The organism is Bacteroides sp. 2_2_4 (assembly GCF_000157055.1).
GTDB lineage: Bacteria > Bacteroidota > Bacteroidia > Bacteroidales > Bacteroidaceae > Bacteroides > Bacteroides ovatus.
On the sequence record NZ_EQ973358.1, the window covers coordinates 393554 to 416744 of the forward strand.

The 23191-nt window shown below is 42.6% G+C and carries 17 protein-coding genes; 10 read left to right on the forward strand and 7 right to left on the reverse strand.

What is annotated here, in order from left to right; translation table 11 throughout:
- Nucleotides 1-295: 295 nt before the first annotated feature.
- Entirely contained in the window at nucleotides 296-2230 is a 1935-nt protein-coding gene (locus tag BSCG_RS17980) for a heparinase II/III family protein (RefSeq protein WP_008775545.1), read from the forward strand.
- Nucleotides 2231-2289: 59 nt separating this feature from the next.
- Nucleotides 2290-2991: a DUF4627 domain-containing protein gene (locus BSCG_RS17975; protein ID WP_004304719.1), complete on the forward strand. Its 702-nt coding sequence runs from the start codon at nucleotides 2290-2292 to the stop codon at nucleotides 2989-2991.
- Between the two features lie 160 nt (nucleotides 2992-3151).
- Here BSCG_RS17975 and BSCG_RS17970 read toward each other — a convergent pair whose 3' ends face one another.
- Together BSCG_RS17970 and BSCG_RS29915 are read right to left on the reverse strand one after the other, a co-directional pair.
- Nucleotides 3152-4330: a C1 family peptidase gene (locus BSCG_RS17970; protein WP_008775546.1), complete on the reverse strand. Its 1179-nt coding sequence runs from the start codon at nucleotides 4328-4330 to the stop codon at nucleotides 3152-3154.
- Nucleotides 4331-4423: 93 nt separating this feature from the next.
- A complete protein-coding gene (locus tag BSCG_RS29915; RefSeq protein ID WP_004301914.1) occupies nucleotides 4424-4561 on the reverse strand; it encodes a hypothetical protein in 138 nt (45 codons plus the stop codon).
- Nucleotides 4562-4885: 324 nt separating this feature from the next.
- Here BSCG_RS29915 and BSCG_RS17965 point away from each other — a divergent pair, with 324 nt between their 5' ends.
- The 4 genes from BSCG_RS17965 (at nucleotide 4886) to BSCG_RS17950 (ending at nucleotide 10188) form a co-directional block, all read left to right on the forward strand.
- Entirely contained in the window at nucleotides 4886-7612 is a 2727-nt protein-coding gene (locus BSCG_RS17965; protein ID WP_008775547.1) for a transglutaminase domain-containing protein, read from the forward strand.
- Between the two features lie 82 nt (nucleotides 7613-7694).
- Nucleotides 7695-8132 carry a hypothetical protein gene (locus BSCG_RS17960; RefSeq protein WP_008775548.1) on the forward strand — a complete coding sequence of 146 codons (438 nt, stop codon included), beginning with the start codon at nucleotides 7695-7697 and terminating at the stop codon, nucleotides 8130-8132.
- 395 nt (nucleotides 8133-8527) lie between these two features.
- Entirely contained in the window at nucleotides 8528-8959 is a 432-nt protein-coding gene (locus BSCG_RS17955) for a hypothetical protein (RefSeq protein ID WP_008651141.1), read from the forward strand.
- A 14-nt stretch (nucleotides 8960-8973) separates the two neighbouring features.
- On the forward strand, nucleotides 8974-10188 hold the full coding sequence (locus BSCG_RS17950; RefSeq protein ID WP_004308326.1) for a sodium ion-translocating decarboxylase subunit beta: 1215 nt from the start codon (nucleotides 8974-8976) through the stop codon (nucleotides 10186-10188).
- Between the two features lie 145 nt (nucleotides 10189-10333).
- Here the strand turns inward: BSCG_RS17950 and BSCG_RS17945 are convergent, their stop codons facing one another.
- The 5 genes from BSCG_RS17945 to BSCG_RS17920 form a co-directional block, all read right to left on the reverse strand.
- Entirely contained in the window at nucleotides 10334-11086 is a 753-nt protein-coding gene (locus BSCG_RS17945; RefSeq protein ID WP_008775549.1) for a copper homeostasis protein CutC, read from the reverse strand.
- A 64-nt stretch (nucleotides 11087-11150) separates the two neighbouring features.
- The gene (gene rny, locus BSCG_RS17940; RefSeq protein WP_004313412.1) at nucleotides 11151-12686 is read right to left on the reverse strand and encodes a ribonuclease Y; all 1536 of its coding nucleotides are present in this window, start codon (nucleotides 12684-12686) and stop codon (nucleotides 11151-11153) included.
- 123 nt (nucleotides 12687-12809) lie between these two features.
- Nucleotides 12810-13100 carry a cell division protein ZapA gene (locus BSCG_RS17935; RefSeq protein WP_004304741.1) on the reverse strand — a complete coding sequence of 97 codons (291 nt, stop codon included), beginning with the start codon at nucleotides 13098-13100 and terminating at the stop codon, nucleotides 12810-12812.
- An 11-nt stretch (nucleotides 13101-13111) separates the two neighbouring features.
- Nucleotides 13112-13405, reverse strand: coding sequence for a hypothetical protein (locus tag BSCG_RS17930; RefSeq protein ID WP_004313411.1), 294 nt, complete (start codon nucleotides 13403-13405; stop codon nucleotides 13112-13114).
- Nucleotides 13406-14212: 807 nt separating this feature from the next.
- On the reverse strand, nucleotides 14213-15235 hold the full coding sequence (locus BSCG_RS17920) for a LacI family DNA-binding transcriptional regulator (protein ID WP_004313409.1): 1023 nt from the start codon (nucleotides 15233-15235) through the stop codon (nucleotides 14213-14215).
- A gap of 330 nt (nucleotides 15236-15565) precedes the next feature.
- Between BSCG_RS17920 and BSCG_RS17915 the strand changes: the two genes are divergently transcribed.
- Genes BSCG_RS17915 through BSCG_RS17900 form a run of 4 tightly spaced genes read left to right on the forward strand, consistent with a single transcriptional unit; the run spans nucleotide 15566 to nucleotide 23178 of the window.
- The gene (locus tag BSCG_RS17915) at nucleotides 15566-16885 is read left to right on the forward strand and encodes an FAD-dependent oxidoreductase (protein WP_008775552.1); all 1320 of its coding nucleotides are present in this window, start codon (nucleotides 15566-15568) and stop codon (nucleotides 16883-16885) included.
- A gap of 14 nt (nucleotides 16886-16899) precedes the next feature.
- Entirely contained in the window at nucleotides 16900-18690 is a 1791-nt protein-coding gene (locus tag BSCG_RS17910; RefSeq protein ID WP_032849433.1) for a sodium:solute symporter family protein, read from the forward strand.
- A gap of 31 nt (nucleotides 18691-18721) precedes the next feature.
- The gene (locus BSCG_RS17905) at nucleotides 18722-20086 is read left to right on the forward strand and encodes a BACON domain-containing protein (RefSeq protein WP_008775554.1); all 1365 of its coding nucleotides are present in this window, start codon (nucleotides 18722-18724) and stop codon (nucleotides 20084-20086) included.
- 5 nt (nucleotides 20087-20091) lie between these two features.
- Nucleotides 20092-23178, forward strand: a complete 3087-nt coding sequence (locus BSCG_RS17900) for a SusC/RagA family TonB-linked outer membrane protein (RefSeq protein WP_008775555.1) — start codon at nucleotides 20092-20094, stop codon at nucleotides 23176-23178.
- The last annotated feature ends 13 nt before the right edge of the window (nucleotides 23179-23191 follow it).

Genomic DNA, 23191 nt, shown 5'->3' on the forward strand with positions numbered 1-23191 from the left:
AAACAGAGCCTCTATTTGCACTAAACAGAGCCTCTATTTGAAGTAAACAGAACCTCTATTTTCCCCAAACGGAGCTTCTGTTTTTTTTAAAACTGTACCTTTGTTTTTCCGAAATGAGTCCCCGGTTTCTGTATGGCTTAAATCGTTCTTACTATGACTTAAAAGCCTAAAATATAGCAATTATGAGTACTATTTTTGTCGTCTGTACTTTTTTGTCATCAGGTTCGTATGATTTACTCACCTCATTTTTCTTCAGATACACTATCTTTGCAATACTTAAATGAATGAAAATACCATGACTCGAATGAAACATTTGCTTTGTGTTTTTCTGGTAGCAGCTTTGGGGAGTTTCTCTTTCAAGGCAAACGCTTATACCGAACGCAATATGCTGCAAAAAGCGGCTGACGAGACTACGTTGAAAAACGTGTTAATAATGAAACAGGCTTGGGTGCCTTATCCTGCTTATACCGATCGTGCCGCCTGGGATTCCTTGATGGGACCCAACAAACAACGTCTCATCGAAGCCGGTGAAAAACTTCTCGACTACAAATGGCAACTGATACCTGCCACTGCCTATCTGGAATACGAACGTAGCGGTAACCGCAAAGTGATGGAAGTTCCTTATGACGCCAACCGCCAGGCACTCAACACCCTGATGCTCGCCGAACTGGCCGAAGGGAAAGGACGTTTTATCGACCAATTACTGAACGGAGCATATATGAGCTGTGAAATGAATTCATGGGTTCTATCCGCACACTTGCCCCGCCAGAGTAGCAAACGTTCACTTCCCGACTTCCGCGAACAGATTATCGACCTCGGTTCAGGCGGATACGGAGCTTTAATGGCCTGGGTACACTATTTCTTCCGCAAACCATTCGACAAAATCAATCCTGTGGTATCCTTGCAAATGCGTAAAGCAATCAAAGAACGTATTCTCGATCCGTATATGAACGACGACGAAATGTGGTGGATGGCTTTTAACTGGAAACCGGGAGAAATCATCAACAACTGGAATCCCTGGTGTAACTCCAATGCCCTGCAATGTTTCTTACTGATGGAGAACAATAAGGATAAGTTGGCGAAAGCTGTTTATCGCTCCATGCAGTCAGTCGATAAGTTTATCAACTTCGTGAAATCCGATGGTGCCTGTGAGGAGGGAACCTCTTACTGGGGACATGCTGCCGGAAAGCTCTACGACTATTTGCAGATACTCTCTGATGGCACAGGCGGTAAACTGTCTCTGTTCAATGAACCGATGATTCGCCGGATGGGAGAATATATGTCCCGCTCATACGTGGGCAATGGCTGGGTGGTGAATTTTGCTGATGCATCGGCACAAGGCGGGGGCGATCCTTTGTTAATCTATCGCTTCGGTAAAGCTGTAAACAGCGATGAAATGATGCACTTTGCCGCATACCTGTTGAATGGAAGAAAACCGTATGCTACCATGGGCAACGATGCTTTTCGTTCGCTTCAATCTCTACTTTGCTGTAATGAGCTGGCAAAAGCAACTCCGAAACATGATATGCCGGATGTGACCTGGTATCCCGAAACGGAATTTTGTTATATGAAGAACAAGAACGGTATGTTTGTTGCCGCTAAAGGCGGATTTAATAACGAAAGCCATAACCACAACGATGTAGGAACCTTCTCTTTATATGTAAATACAATTCCTGTGATTATTGATGCCGGTGTAGGTACATATACCAAACAGACGTTCGGCAAGGACCGCTATACCATCTGGACCATGCAGAGCAACTATCATAACTTGCCGATGATTAACGGAGTACCGCAGAAATTCGGGCAGGAGTATAAAGCTACCAATACCGTTTGCAATGAGAAGAAACGGATGTTCTCTACGGATATAGCTACTGCTTATCCGGCAGAAGCGAAAGTGAAAAGCTGGGTTCGCTCTTATGCTCTTGATGATAAAAAACTCATTATTGGTGATATTTATACGTTGGATGAAGCTATTGCTCCTAATCAAATGAATTTTTTAACTTGGGGCAATGTGACTTTCCCATCAGCCGGAAAAATCCGCATCGAAGTAAAGGGACAAAAGGTGGAAATGAACTATCCGCCGCAGTTTAAAGCCGAACTGGAAACAATCAAACTGGATGATCCGCGCCTGTCTAACGTATGGGGCAAAGAGATTTACCGCATCACACTAAAGACTGAAGAAAAGAAAGTGACTGGTAAATATGGATTTGTTATTCAACAAGTGAAGTAGGATGAAATAGATTTTTAAAGCTAGAAAAAATAAAGTATAAACAATTAAATCACAGTAAGATGAAAAAAGTATTATTTGCCGGCCTTTTGGTCCTAGCAGGAGTAAGCGTAAGTGCGCAGAACCTGATAAAAAACGAAAAATTCGCCACTGAAGTAAAGACTAAAGTGACTAATGCCAACAAAGCTACCGCAGGAGAGTGGTTTATCATGAATAATGAAGCTGACGGAGTAACTACTATTGCCTGGGAAGAAACAGGAGATGCCAAATATCCGAATGCAATGAAATTGGATAACTCCGGTGCTGAAAAGAATCTCTCTTGGTATAAAGCTTTCCTGGGACAACGTATTACCGATGGTTTGGACAAAGGTATCTATGTTCTTACTTTCTATGCAAAAGCTAAAGAAGCAGGAACTCCGGTCAGTGTATACATCAAACAGACCAATGAGGAAAAGAATGATAATGGCAAGTACAATACCACTTTCTTCATGCGTAGAGACTATGACGCGGATGCTCAACCGAATGCTTCGGGTGCACAATACAATTTTAAAATTAAAGAGGCCGGTAAATGGACTAAAGTAGTGGTTTATTATGATATGGGACAAGTGGTAAATGCTATTAGCAGCAAGAAAGCAAATGCTAACTTGGAAGTGTCTGATACAGACGATGATGCTGCTATTCTGAAAGATTGTTATGTGGCTATTCTTTCCCAGAACAAAGGCGGTGTTGTAGAAATCAGCGACGTGACATTGAAAAAGAAATAAAGAGCAAAGGATTTAATATAGTAGGTTAACAAAAAAATAGGGCAGTGAAGTAGTGATACTTCGTTGCCCTATTTCTTTTGTTATATGAATATAATGGAGAGTTCCGAATAAATAAATGTATGAAACAGCCAATCTCCCTTCGGGACTGATTTCATGCGATTTATTGAATACCGAGTTTCTTCTTCAGTTCCTTAGGCAGAGAATCTTTGTGTACCATCACACAGATTGTTTTAGCACGTACATAGCTTTCAGACATATTCAGATAACCTCCGGATTTGTTGCTATCCGCTCCCCAGGAATTCTTGGTGATATAATATTTAGTACCATTCTGATCTTTCACAATGCCGGTGATGTGCATCAGGTGGTCGTCAGTTGTCACAAACTTCTCGTAACCATCCTGACGGATTTCCGGTGTTACGTTGATTTCCGGATAAGGATGCTCAAACTTGAACACTTCGTCCATTCGTTCGTATTTAGGCATTTTTTCAAAACGGGCACGGTCGGTGGTCGAGTAATCTTTCACATCCTCCACTTGCGGGTTGATGGCGATTCCGTTCTTGAAAGAGAAACCCTGTTCGCTAACGTCACCATCCCAACATACGGTATACCCTTTGTTCAGTGCATAGTCGATAGCCCCGATCAGTTCGTCCAACGGAAGATTATACATCGGCTGGTTTTCCCAGTTGTCGGGAACTTCAGGTGAGAATGTCTCATAATAAGGCTTGTGAGTGAAACTAGTCAGCTCAACGTAATCATCCATATTCAATCCCAGACTTTCTGTGAAAGATTGAGGAGTATATTCTTTTCCTTTATAAGTGAACTTTTCGGGAATCTTACCCAGATAAATATCGAACAGATTATTAATAAGCGCATCAAATTGCGGAGTACGCTTTTTAGATTCAATATTTGCGTCTACCAATGCTTTGAGGTAGCGTGACAATGCACCGTGATTGTGGTCTTTCTTATCGCCCGGCAATCCGGTGTACACTTCTTCCGGAACGATTCCCGCTTTCTTATAAGCGTTTTTGAAAGTGTGTGCCAAACTTCCTTCACCGATACTTCCTTTACCACGACGGAGATAATTGTCCTCCATCTGATTCATGTACTTTTGGCGGACGATAAACATTTCCGAGAGATCATATTCTCCTTTTCCCATTCGGAGCAGTTCCGACTCCATGAAAGAAGCGGTGGCAAAGCACCAACAGGTTCCTGTGGAACCCTGATCTTTGACAGGCGTTGCTTGGTGAGATACAACGGTTGTGAACTCATAACCGGGTGTTTGTGCAAAAGAGGTTACGACCAATATGAGGAGCGCAACCGACATAAATAGCTTTTTCATAATGTGTTTTATTATCTTTCTTCTGCAAATGTATAAAAAAAGCGAGGATACTCGAAAGTTCCTCGCTCTATTTATTATAATTAGTGTGTTTATTTACATGGCAACCTGCTGTGACAGCAGTTTTTGAAGTTTACCGTTTAATGTTTGGCACATGGCACCATTTCCCATTGCTTGATAGCGTTTAATACGGTACTGTAACATCATAATTTTTTCATTTGCATTCTTTTTCATAATTTGTTTCCTCTTTTTTTGCCCTCCACGTTTTGAAGAGCGGTTTTACATCTTGTTTTCTCTAATAACACTGCAAAGATACAAATTGTTTTCGAATTATATGCTGTAAAACATAAAAATCTTCTTTTTCTTTTGAATTTTCTTTTTATAAGGGTTCGAACACGGTCTATATTACAAACCTGTTACAAAATTCCCGGATTTTCCCATCAATGACAATATTATTCTTATCTATCACATTTTTATGTACTTATCTAGGTATTCAGAAAATATTCTTCTATTTTTGTCAGTCAGCAACCTTATTAATAGAATAAACCAAACACTTATATGAAAACATTCACCCATCTTTTGTGCGTCCTGATTTTGTCGATTGTACTGTTTGCTTGTAACAATGCTCACTTCCTCAAAGAAGAATCCTACCGGAATCAAGTAGCTCAAGACTTTGAGCAGAAAAAACAGGCACTTCCTCATGGAGATTTATTTGCGATCTTTGGTGATTCCGCTCTGTCAGTGTACGAGCGCGAAGCATTGATGTTTCTCTACGCTTATATGCCGATAGGGGATGTGACGGACTATCCGGGAGATTATTACTTGGAGAATGTCCGGCTGTCGAAGCAGACACGTGACGAGATGCCTTGGGGCAAAGAGATTCCCGATGAAGTGTTCCGTCATTTTGTTCTGCCGATCCGGGTGAATAACGAGAATCTGGATGATTCCCGTCGTGTGTTTTATGGTGAACTAAAAGACAGGGTGAAGGGGCTGCCGATGAAAGACGCGATATTAGAGGTGAACCACTGGTGTCACGAGAAAGTGGTCTATCGTCCGAGTGATGCGCGCACCAGCTCACCATTGGCATCTGTCAAAACAGCGTATGGACGTTGTGGCGAAGAGTCTACATTTACGGTGGCTGCGCTCCGGGCAGTCGGTATTCCGGCACGGCAAGTGTATACGCCCCGCTGGGCGCATACGGATGATAACCATGCTTGGGTGGAAGCATGGGCGGATGGACATTGGTACTTCTTTGGAGCTTGTGAACCGGAACCGGTTTTGAACCTGGGATGGTTTAATTCCCCTGCCAGTCGGGGAATGTTGATGCATACCAAGGTTTTCGGACGTTACAACGGTCCGGAAGAGATTATGCTTGAGACGCCGAATTATACAGAAATCAATGTGATTGATAATTATGCCCCTACTGCCAAAGCTATCGTAACGGTGACGGATGCCGACGGTCAACCGGTAGCAGATGCCAAAGTCGAATTTAAGATATACAATTATGCGGAGTTTTATACAGTAGCCACGAAATATACAGATGCAGAGGGGAAAGCCAGCCTGACTGCCGGTAAAGGAGATATGTTGGTTTGGGCATCCCGCAACGGACAATTTGGTTATGCCAAAATCTCATTTGGAAAAGATGATGCATTGCAACTCTCTTTAAATAGGAAAGAAGGTGAAGCCTATTCCTTGCCAATGGATCTTGTACCTCCGGTGGAAGGAGCGAATATTCCCGAAGTCACTCCCGAACAACGGGCGGAAAATGATCGGCGGATGGCGCAGGAAGATTCAATCCGCAATGCGTATGTAGCAACAATGATGACGGAAAAACAGGCCAAAGAGTGGATAGATCAACTATATGGAAATACCTTACAATCGGAAAAGAAAGAAAAATTAGTAAACTTCCTGGTTGCTTCGCGAGGAAACCACCAAACCTTGAAAGACTTCCTTTCAGCTATCCGAAAAGAGAAAGACGCTGTTTCATGGGAAGAAATACGGGCTATATGGATATTAGAGAGTCTTTCGGCTAAAGATCTCCGCGATGTAACTCTGGATGTATTGAATGATCATCTGCTGACTAATATCTCGGATTGGGAGAAGATAGAGACTGATTTATTTAAAAGAATGTACCTCAATCCTCCTCGTATAGCTAATGAAATGTTGACTCCTTATAAAAAGGTACTTCGTGAAGCCATTGAAAAAACAGTGTACCAGTCTGTGCCCGATAGCATGAAACGTGATCCCAAAGTATTAATAGAATGGTGCAGAAAAGAGATTAAAATCAATAATGAACTGAATTCCCAACAGATTCCTATCTCTCCGATGGGAGTATGGAAAGCACGGGTGGCTGATGAAAAGTCGCGTGATATATTCTTTGTGGCAGCTTACCGGAGCATGGGATGGGCGTCCGCTGCCTGGATTGATGAAGTGACCGGAAAGGTGCAGATTCTAAATGAAGAATTTGCAAAGGAAGATGTCAACTTCGATACGGCAGAAGCTGCACAGTCTCGAAAGGGAGTGTTACAAGCGACTTACACGCCTATCCGTTCTGTGGAAGATCCTAAATATTATTCGCATTTCACTCTTTCCAAGTTTAAAAACGGCACATTCCAGTTACTTAATTATGACGAAGGAGAGACGGATATGGGGGATGGAACTACCTGGCGTAATTTATTAAAATATGGGAGAGAGCTTGATGAAGGCTATTATATGATGGTGACCGGAACTCGGTTGGCAAGTGGTGCGGTGCTTTCCAACAGTACATTTTTTACTATAGAACCCGGTAAGACAACCACCGTTGACCTTGTGATGCGTGAAAGCAAAGATCAGGTGCAAGTGATCGGCAATTTTAATTCGGAAGCGACCTATCGTCCGGTTGACAGCACTGAACAGCGGAGTATTCTGCAAACCTGTGGACGTGGTTATTTTGTAGTAGCTGTGCTTGGAGTAGGGCAGGAACCTACCAATCATGCGCTAAGAGATATAGCCGCTTTGGGCAATGATTTCGAACAATGGGGGCGTAAGATGGTCTTTCTTTTCCCTTCGGAAGAACAATACAAGAAATTTAATGCCGACGAATTTAAAGGACTTCCGTCTACCATCACCTACGGTATTGATGTCGATGATAGCATCCGCAAAGAAATTGTACAGGCTATGAATTTAAACAATTCTATTCTGCCGGTGTTTATCATTGCAGATACATTTAATAGGGTAGTCTTTGTTTCTCAAGGATATACAATCGGTTTGGGTGAGCAATTGATGAAAGTTGTACATGGGTTGTAGAAAAGAGGAGGTATGCAATAATCGTTAATTCTTGCCCTTAATGCGTTTTTTCGGAAAAGAATGATTACGTTTGCAGCAAATTATGACTAAGTACATTTTTTGCATATTAGCATGTGCATTTCTGGTATTGGGATTTAGTAATGTTTCCAATAAAGAATTGCAGGGATTTCAGAAAAAAACTGAGACCTCGTCTAATGACATGCGATATGAAGCAGTGTCATGCTGTTGCGTTTCTTCTGCCGGCTTCGACAAGCCAGGTAAAGATTCTCATTCGCAGTTTGTTGACGAGACATCCAATTGCAAAGTTAGTGACTGCATTTTTGACAATATCTCTTTTCCGAGGAGCATTGTTCCTTTCAAGAACCTGAAGTTCAATACCAATACTGTCATTATACAGATATTGAGCTCTCTGAATGTTATGCTTCCGGAGAATCGTTTGGGGCATACCGGCCTTGATGTCAATTACACTAAATATTCGTGTAAGTATTACGTCTATACATTGGCGCATATTCTCATTTAGACTATATTCTTATCTTTGGGTAAGGTGAGGTGCCTATTCAGCTCCTCCATCTACCATCATTTCCTTTATTTATTATCTTAGTTTTATTCATGTTAACATGGAAAACAAAGAATGTATTTCCTATGACTTGGAACAAAGGACGGATATTGATGTGCCTGTCTTTAAGGATTAAAATATTGTGTTCCCGTTGTGAAACGGGAGTTACGTCGTATAAAAGCAAGGATATATACCGAAGTGGTTTCAGGCAAGTGTTATCCGCCGATTGCTTCTATATGGTGATGAGGAAGGCCCAATGGGATTAACTTTCATGTGTGTCTAAATTTTGTAATGGTTTTACCATTGGGCGCCTCTTCTTTTTTTGAATAAGATTATACAACCTAATTTTTTATATTACTATGATTCATTTATTACTATCTACTCTTGCGATGATGGGGCTTACGTTCCTCATCGGTTTTTTTGTCGCTACGGTCATTAAGTTGATTGCCTATGCGGCCGATTCATTTGATTTTTATAGTTCTCACCGTTTGGAGCTACTCCGTTTGCGACGCTGGCGTCAGCATCGGCAAAAGGTGGAGAGATTAGTCCGACAGATTCCCATTGCAGATGAAGATGCTTTGGGAGATTTCCGTGAAGATTACAGTAAGGGGATCGACAGAAACTTTACTGGCTATTCCGGCTATTATCATGGCGTGAGTCCGGGAGCTTCTGAAAATAATCTGATGAATTATTATTATTCACAGGATACCCGCGAATTCTTTCTTCGGGAAGAAGAGCAGGCACATGTCAATAAGAAGAACTCAAAGAAACTTACTAACAACAAACAATAAAAGAAAACTAATTTATGGAAAATATAGATTTTGCTACCTTGTTTCAAGGTATTGGTACAATGATGGCAAGCGGATGGGTGCTTGCTTCTGCAAGAGTTTTTTTAGTACTTCTCGGTTTGTTACTGATCTATTTAGGCTGGAAAGGTATACTCGAACCGATGGTAATGATTCCGATGGGACTGGGAATGGTAGCTATCAACTGCGGAACCCTCATTATGCCCGACGGTACACTGGGTAATCTCTTTCTCGATCCGATGCTTTCAGATACGGACCAATTAATGAATACTATGCAGATAGATTTCCTGCAACCTGTTTATACCCTGACGTTTAGTAACGGGCTGATAGCTTGTTTTGTCTTTATGGGTATCGGGACGCTTCTAGATGTCGGCTTCCTGCTTCAGAAACCATTTGCAAGTATATTCCTGGCTTTGTGCGCAGAGCTGGGCACTTTCCTGACAGTACCTATTGCTTCTGCTCTTGGTCTGACTCTGAAAGAAAGTGCATCTGTGGCTATGGTGGGTGGAGCCGACGGACCAATGGTGTTGTTTACTTCGTTGGCATTGGCAAAGCATCTCTTTGTCCCTATTACGGTGGTTGCCTATCTTTATTTGGGCTTGACGTATGGAGGCTATCCTTACTTGGTAAAACTGTTGGTTCCCAAACGCTTCCGCGCTATTAAGATGGTGACAAAGAAAGCTCCGAAGAATTACGACGCTAAAGTGAAACTGGCTTTCTCTGCTGTTCTTTGTGCTATTCTCTGTTTCTTGTTCCCGGTAGCTTCTCCTTTGTTTTTCTCTTTGTTCCTGGGTGTTGCTGTTCGTGAGTCGGGTATGAAACATATCTATGATTTTGTGAGTGGTCCGTTGCTTTATGGCTCCACTTTTATGTTGGGCGTACTGCTGGGTGTACTTTGTGATGCACATCTGTTGCTCGATCCGAAGATCTTGAAACTATTAGTATTAGGTATTGTAGCATTATTACTTTCCGGTATCGGAGGAATAATCGGAGGATATATCATGTATATTATTAAACGGGGTAATTACAATCCGGTAATCGGTATTGCAGCTGTTAGCTGTGTACCCACTACCGCGAAGGTTGCACAAAAGATTGTAAGCAAAGATAATCCGGACTCATTTGTTCTGGGAGATGCTTTGGGAGCTAATATCTCGGGAGTAATTACTTCGGCTATTATTACTGGTATTTATATTACGATAATTCCATATTTATAAATAAAAGTATAGCAGTTTTTTGAGATACTGTTGGTAATGATGCAAAAAAGAAATGGTGAACAAAAGGCTTGAAGGCTGTATGTTCACCATTTCTGTCTTGTATTAGTACTATTATGAGACGATATCTCATCCCTTGCTGCCATATTTATCCATGTAAAGCGGCATCAATCGTTTCTTTTACTCTTCGTATGGAAGTTACATTTCGTTCGTATTCGTTGATGTGTACCGTGCCTCCCATAGAGACGGCTTCATTTCTGAATTTCATCTCACTTTGAATGTTTTCGCGTGCCGAGAAATGAAACTCGTTGATTCCGGTTTCTGCGGCAATGCGTGCGATATTATTTTCATTTACTCCGCATCCGGCAAGTAATGTGATTCTTCCGACAGCCTGTTTCTGTAACTCTTCTAAAAGGGGGATTCCCTGTTCAGCCGTAAGTTGCTGGCCGGAAGTCAGAATACGGTTGCACCCCAGTTTGATGATCTGTTCCAATGCTCTCTGCGGGTTACGGCATACATCAAATGCCCGGTGAAAAGTCACAGATAGCCCTTGAGCTGCTTCCATTAGTTTCTGCATTGCTGGCAAGTCTACTTCACCCTCTGCTGTCAGGCAACCGAATACCACTCCGTCTGCCCCTAATTTCTGTGCCATTTCAATATCTTTCAGCATTGTCCGGATTTCGATATCCGAATACAGAAAATCTCCTCCACGAGGCCGGATAATAACGTGCAGGCGGGTATGAGTCAGTACTTCCCTTGCGATGGCGATCTCACCATAGGAGGGCGTTGTTCCACCTTCCGGTATTCCGACACACAGTTCCACACGGTCTGCACCACCTTTCTGTGCGGCCAGGCAACTTTCCACTGAATTGGTACAAATCTCAAATTGATACTTTCCCATAGTCGTGTATTAAAAAAGGGCGAATTTCTTCGCCCTTATATGAATCTTCTTTTGAATCGTTACGTTATTTAGCGAAACTTACCGCACGTGTTTCACGGATGACGGTAATCTTCACTTGTCCCGGATAAGTCATTTCATCCTGGATCTTCTTGGCGATTTCACCTGACAGGCTTTCTGTCTGCTTGTCGTCAATCTTATCTGCACCAACGATAACGCGGAGTTCGCGTCCTGCCTGGATAGCATACGTCTTTGTTACACCCGGATAAGCCATTGCCAGCTGTTCGAGATCGTTCAGACGCTTGATATAAGCCTCTACGATTTCGCGGCGTGCCCCCGGACGTGCACCGGAGATGGCATCACATACTTGTACGATAGGAGCCAGCAGACTGGTCATTTCTGTTTCGTCATGGTGAGCACCGATAGCGTTGCAGATATCCGGTTTTTCTTTGTATTTCTCGGCAAGTTTCATACCCAGCAATGCGTGTGGCAATTCCGGTTCTTCATCAGGCACTTTACCAATATCATGCAGCAAACCTGCACGTTTTGCTTTCTTCGGGTTCAGTCCCAGTTCTGATGCCATCACAGCACAAAGATTGGCTGTTTCGCGTGCATGCTGCAACAAGTTCTGACCGTATGAAGAACGATATTTCATCTTACCGATGATACGGATCAATTCAGGATGCAGACCGTGGATACCCAAGTCGATGGTAGTACGTTTACCCGTTTCGATAATTTCTTCTTCCACCTGTTTGCGTACTTTAGCTACCACCTCTTCGATACGGGCCGGATGGATACGTCCGTCAGTCACAAGCTGATGCAGGGCCAAACGGGCAATTTCACGGCGAACCGGGTCGAAGGCAGAAAGAACGATTGCTTCCGGGGTATCGTCTACAACGATTTCAACACCGGTAGCAGCTTCCAGAGCACGGATATTACGTCCTTCACGTCCGATAATACGTCCCTTGATTTCATCCGATTCGATATGGAATACTGTAACAGAGTTTTCAATGGCAGTTTCCGTAGCCACCCGTTGGATAGACTGGATAACGATACGTTTGGCTTCTTTGCTGGCAGTTAATTTAGCATCATCCATAATGTCGTTGATGAATGATTGTGCCTGCGTTTTAGCTTCTTCCTTCAGTGATTCTACCAGGCGTTCTTTGGCCTCTTCGGCAGACAATCCGGAGATTGCTTCCAGTTTATCGATTTCCTGCTGTTGCAGTTTATCGAGTTCTTCTTTTTTCTTGTCAACAATCACAAGTTGCGCTTCCAGATTCTCTTTTACCGCTTCGGCTTCCATCTTTTTACGTTGGATTTCTTCCTGACGCTGGCTAAGTACCATTTCACGTTGCTTCAACTTGTTTTCCGCTTGCTGAATCTTCTGATTCCGCAATGCTACCTCCTTTTCAAGATCCGCTTTCTTATTCAGGAATTTCTCCTTCACTTCCAGCAGCTTGTTTTTCTTAATTACTTCCGCTTCCGTCTCCGCTTCTTTCAGGACATTATCGTATTTGGATTTCAGTACATACCGGAATAGTATATATGAAAGGACTCCTCCTACGATGAAGCAAGCAATTGCTGTTGCTATTATTGCTATCATTCTACATTTAATTTAAGTATATAAATAAAAACGCACCGCCAAATATCAAAGCAATTATTTTTGCTTGGATATTGTGCAGTGCGTGGTTGTTTTATCTCTTATCAGCGAATAGCCGGTCGGGATTTATTCTTCCTTAAAATAATCCTCCAGCAATTCTGTCAGTTCTTTTACCTTCTCCACATAGGGGCTGGTATCATTACGTTGCATCAATTGCAGTCTCTCTAACGAGAACTGATAGGCTACCATGGCAATAATTTTTTCGGGTTCCAGATTTTTATAGACTTCCCGATACTTATTAAGCCTGATATTTACCTGCTTGGCGGCTTCCCGTACCATTTGTTCTTCCTCACGGTTGATGGTTAACGGGTAGTTTGAGTCTGCTATCTGCAGGTTTATCTTTATTTTATCGTTCATACATCTTCTTCTTATTCATTCAACAAAGCGATGCATTTATCGACTTCACGCACTAATTTTGACAATCGCAGCTTCGTCTCTTTTACGTCGCTGCCGTTAAGGCTGATTGCCGTAGCTGTTTTTAGGTTTGTATAGCTGACTTCCAATTCATCGTATTGAGCTTGTACCTTCTCGTTTTTCAGCTTTTCATTTTCGAGAAGCTTCTTCAACTCGGCATTTTCACGCTTAAGTTCATCGTGCAAATAAATCAAATGCCGTAGTTGCGTTTCAAAGGAATTCAATAACTTTTTTTCTTCTTCTGTCATCACTACACCAAAATTGTACACAAAAATACGATTAACTCTGATATTACAAAAACTTTTCGGGAGAAAATGTTCTTTTTCGTCTAAATTAGCTATGAACGGAGGGGAAAGTAGAGTATTGCATAGGAAGCAAATACAGACTGCTTATAATATTATGGTATATTTTAAATTAATGCGAATTAGTAATTGAAAATGAATTGTCATTCATTTTTGTACGATTCTGAATCATTACAAAATCGATTAAATTTTTCTACTGGGTATTTATTTTCAATCTTTCTATTTCTTCTTTCACCTTTTCTCTGTCTCTTCGATGAATAAGGAGTTTGCGGGTGAAGAGTAACAATTTCACCATCTCTTCACCTGTAGCGAGTAGTTTCAAAAATAGTTTCAAGGCTTGAAACAATCTGTTTCACACCGAGAAACACTTCGTTTCGCTACTTGAAACAAAGTGTTTCCCGCCTTGAAACTTTTAGTTTCAAACAAGGTTGAAACTAATTACGAAATAGCTTTACTAATTTTACTCAATGGTGGAATCTGGAGGCTGCAATTTGATTTGATTCACGATGAAGAGCAGGTGAAGGGGCGGCTATTCACCTGCAAACAGCTTGTTTATCGGCCATACAGAAGAAAAGTGAAGGAGCTGGAAGAATTGGACGTATTATAGAGAAAGAGCATTGAATGATTCAAAACTATATAAATCTGAATTCTTCTTTTTTGTTGGTATCGTAAAAAATACTATTCAGTAAACTTTTGTAACTTCGGTCTGTTTTTCAGGAAAGTATTAAGATATAATATCTGATAGATAAGTCATTAATATACCTCCAAACGTGGCGTCGATGCACGCATTTTGATTTCCGCATCCAACACGATTGAATGATTGGGAGATGCCGGATCTTTGATTTTCTCTAAAATAAGTTCGGCAGCTTTTTTCCCCATCTGGTACAAAGGCGGTTCTACTGTAGTCAATTTGGGATAGACTATGTTGGAAAGTTCGGTTCCTGAAAAACTGGCTACGGCGATTTCTTCGGGTATTTTTTTTCCAAGTTCCCTCAATCTGTTCATAGCTCCAATGGCCAATGTTTCCGTAAAAGCGAAAATAGCATTGAAAGGAATATTTCTTTCCACTAATATATCCGCAGCTTTTTTCCCTTCCTCAAAAGTCATACCGGTTTTTATTAGCATATTATTCTTATCAAAAGGAATCCCGAATTTAGCCAAAGCATCTTTGTATCCTCTGACACGTTCTATGGAGTTGTAAATATCGTCCGGTCCCTGTATATGAACAATCTGTTTGCGTCCGCTTCGGATCAGACTTTCTACAAGAAAGAATGACTTCATATAATCGTCCACTATTACCTGCGGGACTTCAAGTCCATAGGGAATACGATCATAGAACACCATAGGCATTCCCGCTTGCTGCAAACGGGCATATTCCTCCTTATTCCTTTTATAACTGCAAAGGCAGATGATGATGCCATCCACCATGAATCCTTCCATCAGTTGCAGGTTCTCTTTTTCTTTTTCCGGGTCTCCTCCCGACTCTGCAATAATCACCTTTATATTTTTGGTGTGAAGCACTTCTTGTATGCCGTTTATTACTCGTGAAGCAAACGGAGTAACCATTTCAGGAACGATCACCCCCACGGTATTGGTATGTCCGTATTTAAGGTTGATTGCTACAGGGTTGGGTCTATATCCCAATCTTTTAGCTGCTTCTATCACCTTTTCTTTCGTTTCTTTACGGATATTCTTGTCATCTCCCAATGCACGAGATACAGTGGAGACGGATATTGACAAATGTCGAGCGATGTCTTTTATGGTTATATACTTCATGCTGAATGATTGTTTAAATCAAAGCAAAGATATTGATTTCAAACAATAAATCCTAATATTGGAGTAAAATACGAATCCCATTTGCCTTTGTGTAATGCTTTTGTAACGTTTGCAGATTTTGGGAACGTTCCCGCAATCGTTTGCAGGCAAAAGAGTTAGGAAAAAACTTTTTTTCAAGCTCTTGTTCTTTATCTTTGCTACATCAACATGATGTCGAACTAAAGAAAAAGAACTATGAAAACACACCTCTTTTCTTATAAGTGCGGTCGAAAGCACATCAAAGTTTACCATCTATTTGAATTGGTAATAATTAAAGGATAAAAAACGGTCATGGACAAGAAAGTACGAAGTATAGAAATTTCGAAACGGGTTCCAATTGTGGGCAACTATGATGTAGTTGTCTGCGGTGGCGGACCAGCTGGTTTCATAGCGGCCATTGCGGCTGCTCGCAGTGGTGCGAAAACTGCTGTTGTGGAACAATATGGGTTTTTAGGTGGAATGGCTACAATGGGGCTTGTTACTCCTTTGAGTGTTTTCACCTATAATAATGAAAAGGTGATAGGCGGTATTCCATGGGAATTTATCGAACGGCTGGAGAAGATGGGAGGCTGTATCATTGAGAAACCTCTTGGCAATGTAGCTTTTGATCCGGAGCTTTACAAGCTTTTATGCCAGCAAATGATGCTGGAAGCCGGCGTGGATATGTATATGCACTCTTACTTAAGCGGTTGTCAGGCAAAAGACGGCAAAATATCCTGTATCCTCTTTGAGAATAAGAATGGGACAGAAGCCATCAGTGCCGATATGTATATCGACTGCACTGGGGATGGTGACCTTGCCGCTATGGCGGGTGTTCCGATGCAAACTGATGAATGTAAACCGCTGCAACCTCTTTCCACCTATTTTATATTAGGAGGTGTGGATACAGATTCGCCCATGATAATCGATGCCATGCACCATAATAAACAAGGGCAGAATTGTCATTGCATTGCAGTTCGTGAGAAACTTTTAGCAATGAAAGAGGCACTTGGCATCCCCGAATTCGGAGGTCCTTGGTTTTGCACCACTCTTCGTCCGGGCGAAGTAACGGTTAATATGACCCGTACTGCAGGAAATGCCATCGATAATAGAAATTTTACCGCAGCGGAATGTCGCTTACGGGAAGACGTATTTAAAATAGCACGAATCTTTAAAGAGAACTTTGAAGAGTTTAAAAACAGTTATGTGACGACCGTCGCCGTACATGCCGGTATTCGTGAGACACGTCGTATCAAAGGTGTACATACCATTACAGCAGAAGAATATGTGAATGCTTATAAATATCCTGATAGCATATCACGCGGCGCACATCCTATAGATATCCATGTCGCTGCAGGTGCGGAACAGAGCGTAACTTTCCTTAAAAAAGCGGCGTATGTACCTTATCGCGCTCTTATAGCTGAAGATTTCCCGAATCTGCTCGTAGCAGGGCGCTGTATTAGTGCTGATAAGACTTCCTTTGCGTCACTTCGCGTTCAGGCAAGTTGTATGGGGGTAGGACAAGCCGCAGGAGTAGCAGCCGCACAATGTATAAAGGCAGGTGTGACCGTACAAAAGGCTGATATTCACAATCTCATAGAGGAATTGAAGAAACTTGGAGCAATTATATAAAGAAGAACCAGAATATGGAACAGTTAGATTATATTATTATTTTACTCTACTTTCTCGGACTGATTGCCGTGAGTGTTGTGATGTCCCGGAAAATCAAAAACTCCGAAGATATGTTTATTGCCGGGCGAAATTCTTCGTGGTGGCTGTCGGGAGTCTCTTCCTACATGACTATCTTCTCGGCAAGTACCTTTGTCGTTTGGGGAGGCGTTGCTTATAAATCGGGACTTGTTGCGGTAGTTGTTGCACTTTGTCTTGGCATAGCATCGTTTATTGTCGGTAAATGGATCTCGGGCAAATGGCGGGAGCTACGTATTAAATCGCCGGGAGAGTTCCTTACTATCCGGTTCGGACACCGCACGGTGAGTTTTTACACGATTTCAGGAATTATAGCCCGTGCGGTACATACGGCAGTGTCTCTGTATGCGGTAGCGGTTGTGATGTGTGCATTAATCAAAGTCGATGGTGGCAGTATTTTTGCAAGTACAGGTATGATGGGCGATTCACCGATGGGTTACCTAAGTATCTGGTGGGCGCTTCTCATCCTTGGTGCCATCGCTCTTGGATATACCATTGCCGGAGGATTTCTTGCGGTACTAATGACTGATGTAATTCAGTTCGGAGTACTTCTGGCCGTGGTTGTATTTATGATACCTCTTTCATTTAATGCAGTTGGAGGCGTAAGTGCATTTATTGATAAGGCCAGTGAGATACCGGGATTCTTCTCGGGCACATCTCCGACCTATACATGGGGGTGGCTTTTACTGTGGATATTTCTCAATGTGTCCATGATTGGCGGCGACTGGCCGTTTGTACAGCGATACATAAGCGTGCCTACTACAAGAGACGCAAAAAAGAGTACTTATTTAATCGGAATTCTTTATATCGTCACTCCTCTCATCTGGTATCTTCCTACCATGATTTATCGTGTGATGGAACCCGGACTTGCGCTTGATTTGGATGCAACCACAATGACTTTCAACGGCGAACACGCTTATGTGAATATGAGCAAACTCGTGCTCATGAAAGGAATGGTCGGCATGATGTTGGCAGCGATGCTATCGGCTACATTGAGTAATGTTTCGGGCATTTTGAATGTATATGCCAATGTATATACTTATGATATTTGGGGACACAAAGAGAAAAACCGTCAGGCAGATGAGAAAAAGCGTATCAAGGTAGGACGTCTCTTCACATTTGTCTTTGGACTTGTGATTATCGCTTTGTCAATGCTCATCCCGTTTGCCGGAGGTGCCGAAAAGGTGGTAGTAACCCTTCTTACTATGGTGATGTGTCCTTTATATATTCCGTCGATATGGGGACTGTTCTCGAAGCGGCTGACAGGCAACCAACTTATTTCTGCAATGATTCTTACCTGGCTCGTTGGTATTATGGCTCGCGTCATAATTCCCGCCTCCGTTATTAGTCCAAGCCTTATAGAGTCAGTTGCCGGTTGTGTACTTCCTGTACTTATCCTTGCAATTATGGAAGTTTGGTCGGCACGTAAAAAGTATGAAGACAATGGTTATCAAGCCATTTGTGAATATACTGATCCTGAAGCCGATCGCGAACCGACATTAAAGGAGAAGAAAGCGGTATTAATCTATTCGCATTTGGCTGTTAACTGCTTCTGTATTACCATTGGTGTCGTTGCGCTCTTACTGATAGGTCTGCTTATTGCCGGCGATCCGAAGACCCTTGCGGTCAAAGGAATTGTGATAGGAAGTATCGTACTGATGATTGCCATGATACTTGCTTATGTGATATACAGAATTATATATGCAAGACGTCTGAAAATGTCTAGCTAGTCAATTATTAATAACCCTAAATACTAATCAAATGAATCTAAAGATGTTATTGTTTGCAAGTGTGTCGCTTGTGCTTTTTGCATCTTGTCATAACTCGGATGATCCGTATATGACACTCGCGACAAAGACACTTGATGTAGAAGCAGAAGGTGGGCTTTTCACTGTTGACCTTTCATCTAATGTCTATTACAGAGTCAATAACGACTGTCAGACTGATGGAAGCGATAGCCATTGGGCAGTTGTTGATTCGCATGAGACACAAGGTGAGATTACTAAGTTTACAATCAAAGTCTCTGAAAATTCATCGACTAGTTCACGTGTCGGTGCCATTCGTTTCATTGGCGATGATGTAACTCCTCTAAAGCTGGTTATTACCCAAAAGATGATTGTTCCGAAAGGTATCAGTCCTACCACCGAATCGATTGACGCAACTACAACAGAATCTTCGTTCAAAGTCTTTGGAGATAAAGAGTGGAAGGCTGTGTGTACAGATGCGGATGTGACCGTTTCTCCTGCAAATGGGGTAGGCGAATGTGATATTAAACTTACTTTCCCGGAGAACAAGACATTTACCAAAAGGACAATTAAAGTAACGGTAACCATCCAGGATGATACAGACTATACCTATACTCTTGTACAAGATGCTTTCTCGGGCATTTTGGCTGATTGGGACTTGAATAGTTTAACTGCCAACACAAGTGGAACATTTGCTGATGATGAGGCACAATCGGTATTCCCGGGAACCAATGGCAAGTATATTGCTCCGAGTGCCGGAAGTGGTAAGATTGAGTATTGGGCATGTGACCGGACAGGTTATGTAGCGCAGAAAGTCGTATGCAGCCGTGCCGTGGGTGCTAATGGTGACCCGTATGTATCAGGAGCTATTCCGGGTGATTATTGGTATGTCTATGGGGATATGAAAGGTACGACCATTCCTGCCGGTACCAAGATACACTTCTATTTTGTGACCAAATTAGGAACGATGTGTTCCAACTACTGGATGATCGAGTTCAAGGATGGAGAAGAATGGAAACCGGCTCTTCCGACTTCGACTCTTCAGGAAAGTGCGACAGAGACACTGTCGGGTGCACCTATCAATTACTCGGCGACTATTACCTACAACTTTGCGGGAATGTTGCTCGATAGCAGTAACAATGGCGCATATATCCCTGCCGAAGGAATATTTACCACGACTAAGGATATGGATGAGATTGTGCTAAGATTCGGACAGGCAGGCCGTTTATGTCTTAGTGGTGCCAGATATGCCGGAAAATATATCGACTGGACACATGCAAGCGGCCAGACACGTTTTTCAGCGCAACATCCGAGTAATCCTGAAACAGGTGCGGCAATCAAAGAGTATAACCAACATGTATTGCTTGAAATCGTAGAATAAAGAGTATGAAAAAAAGTATATTAAGCCTGTTATTGGCATGTTTCCTGCAAATCAATCTGGCTTTTGCACAGAATGTAATGAAGGGTGTCGTTAGCGATGCCAATGGTCCTCTTGTCGGAGTGGTGATCCACGATAAAGACAATGCAAAAGGTACTACCTCCGATATGTCGGGAAAGTATGCGCTCAATGGCGCTGAATCAGGCCATACAATAGAATTCCGTTATCTTGGTTATGTGACCGAGACTGTGGTATGGGATGGTAAAAGTGTAGTAAATATAAAACTTAAAGAGGATGCTGTACAACTTGAAGAGACGGTTGTTATCGGCTATGGATCTGTAAAGAAGAAAGATCTTACAGGTGCGGTCGGTGTAATCAACAGTTCGCTTATCGAGAAACAGAGCACGTCTCAACTTTCACAATCTTTGCAAGGACTGATTCCGGGACTGACGGTTACCCGTTCGAGCAGTATGCCGGGAGCGAGTGCTACGGTTCAGGTGCGTGGTGTGACAACAATGTCTGATTCGAGTCCGCTTATCCTTGTCGATGGTATGATGGTCAGTAGCCTCGACAATATAGCAAGCGAAGACGTACAGCAGATTACTGTACTTAAAGATGCAGCTTCTGCATCCATCTATGGTGCCCGTGCTGCTGCCGGTGTTATCTTGATAACGACTAAGGAGGCAACCGAGGGACAGCTTTCGATCGGTTATAACGGAGAGATTTCGTTGTCTTCTCCTACCGAATTTCCGAAATTCCTGACAGACCCTTATCACTACATGACAATGTATAACGAATGGTCGTGGAACGATGCCGGTAATCCTGCGGGAGGCGAGTTTGCCAACTATTCACAGGACTACATCGACAACTATGCTACCAACAACAGGTATGATCCCATTCAATATCCTATCTATGATTGGAAAGACGCTATTCTTTCGAATACCGCTATGCGCCATAAGCACAACTTGACCATGACGTATGGCAACAAGGTAATCAAGAGCCACACTTCCGCTACCTACGAAAATGCCGACGCTATCTATAAAGGTTCAAACCACGAAAGAATCTCTATCCGTTCGCGTAATAATCTCAAGATTAGCGATAAGCTCTCCGGTTCTATCGATTTCTCGGTACGTTATGCCACGAAAAATGACCCGACTTCCGGTAGTCCGATTCGTGCAGCTTATATGTATCCTTCCATTTATTTGGGACTTTATCCGGACGGCCGTGTAGGTCCCGGTAAAGACGGCAGTCTTAGCAATACGCTTGCCGCCTTATTGGAAGGCGGAGAGAAGAAGACCGTATCCAACACAATGACCGGTAAATTCTCGTTGAGCTATAAGCCCATAAAAGATTTGACCCTTACTGCCAACCTGACTCCTACCGTCGGAACTGTTTCGATCAAGGAGATGAAGAAAGCCATACCTGTTTACGATGCATACGAAACCGATGTTATGCTGGGATATGTTTCAGGATATACTTCCAATTCGCTAAGTGAAGAACGTCGTAACATCAAATCATTGGAGAAACAATTCATCGCTACATACGACAAGACCTTCAGCAAGGTACATAACTTCAATGCCATGGTCGGTTATGAAGATTATAGTTATACGTATGAAACGATGTCGGGATCGACAAACGATATGTCTTTGTCTTCTTTCCCTTATCTTGATTTGGCGAATAAGAATGCTCTTGCCGTAGCCGGTAATTCTTATCAGAATGCATACCGTTCATTTTTTGGCCGTGTCATGTATAATTACGACAGCCGTTACTACCTCCAGCTCAATGCTCGTGAAGACGGATCTTCACGTTTTCACAAGGATCACCGTTGGGGATTCTTCCCGTCCGCATCGGTGGGTTGGGTCATCTCTAACGAGAAATTCATGCAAAACATAACCCCGATAAACTATCTGAAGTTCCGTGCCTCTATCGGTACTCTCGGTAACGAGCGGATTGGAAATTATCCTTATCAGACATACATTTCGTTCAATAATGCCATTATGTATGACAGTGCAGGTTCTACGCCCCAATCTTCGATGTCTGCCGCTCAACAGGATTATGCGTATGAGAATATCCATTGGGAGAAAACACAGAGCTGGGATATAGGTGTGGATGCCGCTTTCTTTAACAATCGTCTAGACTTTAGCGCAGACTATTATTATAAGAAGACAACAGATATGCTCTTGTCGGTGGCAATCCCGTCGTTTACAGGTTATTCGGCACCTGACAGGAACGTAGGTAAAATGCACACCCGTGGTTGGGAGGTGAAACTCGGCTGGTCTGATCGTATCGGAGATGTAACTTATGCAGTAAGTTTTAATATCTCTGATTACAAGTCTATAATAGATAATCTTAATGGCAGGCAGCAGTTTAACAGCGATGGTACCATTATTACCGAAGGCGCAGAATATAACTCCTGGTATGGATATAAGACTGCTGGTTTATTCCAGACCGCAGAGGAAGTCAGTGAAAGCGCTCTGCTTTCGGCTTCTACCAAACCGGGTGATGTGAAATATGTAGATGTCAGCGGTCCGGACGGCACTCCTGACGGAATTATCAATGAGACATACGACCGTGTAGTGCTTGGCAGCTCATTGCCACACTATCTATATGGAGGTTCTATTAGTTTGGGCTGGAAAGGTCTCTCCTTCTCCTTACTCTTCAATGGTGTCGGGAAACAACTTTCACGCCTCACCGAAAGTATGATTCGCCCCATGCAGGGACAATGGCTTCCGGCTCCGTCAGTCCTTCTGAACGACAATGGCAGCCGTAATTATTGGAGTGTGTATAACACTGCAGAGCAGAACGCGGCAGCCAGCTATCCCCGTTTGAGCCATCAGGGCGGTGAATACAACAACTACAAAATGTCGGATTACTGGCTCAAGAGTAGTGCCTATATGCGTATAAAGAATATCAACGTTGGCTATACAGTTCCTAAAAAAATCGTCTCTAAAGTCGGAATCAAGGGACTTCGGGTGTACGTCAATATCGATGATCCATACTGCTTTGATAGTTATCTTTCGGGATGGGACCCTGAAGCAGGCGCTTCTACCTATATCACACGCACTTATACATTTGGAGTGGATATCAAATTCTAATGGAGTATGAAAA

What these genes read in the sequence shown, in the direction of transcription:
- BSCG_RS17980 (WP_008775545.1), top strand. Translation starts at nt 296, where the DNA reads ATGACTCGAATGAAACATTTGCTTTGTGTTTTTCTGGTAGCAGCTTTG.
- BSCG_RS17975 (WP_004304719.1), top strand. Translation starts at nt 2,290, where the DNA reads ATGAAAAAAGTATTATTTGCCGGCCTTTTGGTCCTAGCAGGAGTAAGC.
- BSCG_RS17970 (WP_008775546.1), bottom strand. Translation starts at nt 4,330, where the DNA reads ATGAAAAAGCTATTTATGTCGGTTGCGCTCCTCATATTGGTCGTAACC.
- BSCG_RS29915 (WP_004301914.1), bottom strand. Translation starts at nt 4,561, where the DNA reads ATGAAAAAGAATGCAAATGAAAAAATTATGATGTTACAGTACCGTATT.
- BSCG_RS17965 (WP_008775547.1), top strand. Translation starts at nt 4,886, where the DNA reads ATGAAAACATTCACCCATCTTTTGTGCGTCCTGATTTTGTCGATTGTA.
- BSCG_RS17960 (WP_008775548.1), top strand. Translation starts at nt 7,695, where the DNA reads ATGACTAAGTACATTTTTTGCATATTAGCATGTGCATTTCTGGTATTG.
- BSCG_RS17955 (WP_008651141.1), top strand. Translation starts at nt 8,528, where the DNA reads ATGATTCATTTATTACTATCTACTCTTGCGATGATGGGGCTTACGTTC.
- BSCG_RS17950 (WP_004308326.1), top strand. Translation starts at nt 8,974, where the DNA reads ATGGAAAATATAGATTTTGCTACCTTGTTTCAAGGTATTGGTACAATG.
- BSCG_RS17945 (WP_008775549.1), bottom strand. Translation starts at nt 11,086, where the DNA reads ATGGGAAAGTATCAATTTGAGATTTGTACCAATTCAGTGGAAAGTTGC.
- rny (WP_004313412.1), bottom strand. Translation starts at nt 12,686, where the DNA reads ATGATAGCAATAATAGCAACAGCAATTGCTTGCTTCATCGTAGGAGGA.
- BSCG_RS17935 (WP_004304741.1), bottom strand. Translation starts at nt 13,100, where the DNA reads ATGAACGATAAAATAAAGATAAACCTGCAGATAGCAGACTCAAACTAC.
- BSCG_RS17930 (WP_004313411.1), bottom strand. Translation starts at nt 13,405, where the DNA reads ATGACAGAAGAAGAAAAAAAGTTATTGAATTCCTTTGAAACGCAACTA.
- BSCG_RS17920 (WP_004313409.1), bottom strand. Translation starts at nt 15,235, where the DNA reads ATGAAGTATATAACCATAAAAGACATCGCTCGACATTTGTCAATATCC.
- BSCG_RS17915 (WP_008775552.1), top strand. Translation starts at nt 15,566, where the DNA reads ATGGACAAGAAAGTACGAAGTATAGAAATTTCGAAACGGGTTCCAATT.
- BSCG_RS17910 (WP_032849433.1), top strand. Translation starts at nt 16,900, where the DNA reads ATGGAACAGTTAGATTATATTATTATTTTACTCTACTTTCTCGGACTG.
- BSCG_RS17905 (WP_008775554.1), top strand. Translation starts at nt 18,722, where the DNA reads ATGAATCTAAAGATGTTATTGTTTGCAAGTGTGTCGCTTGTGCTTTTT.
- BSCG_RS17900 (WP_008775555.1), top strand. Translation starts at nt 20,092, where the DNA reads ATGAAAAAAAGTATATTAAGCCTGTTATTGGCATGTTTCCTGCAAATC.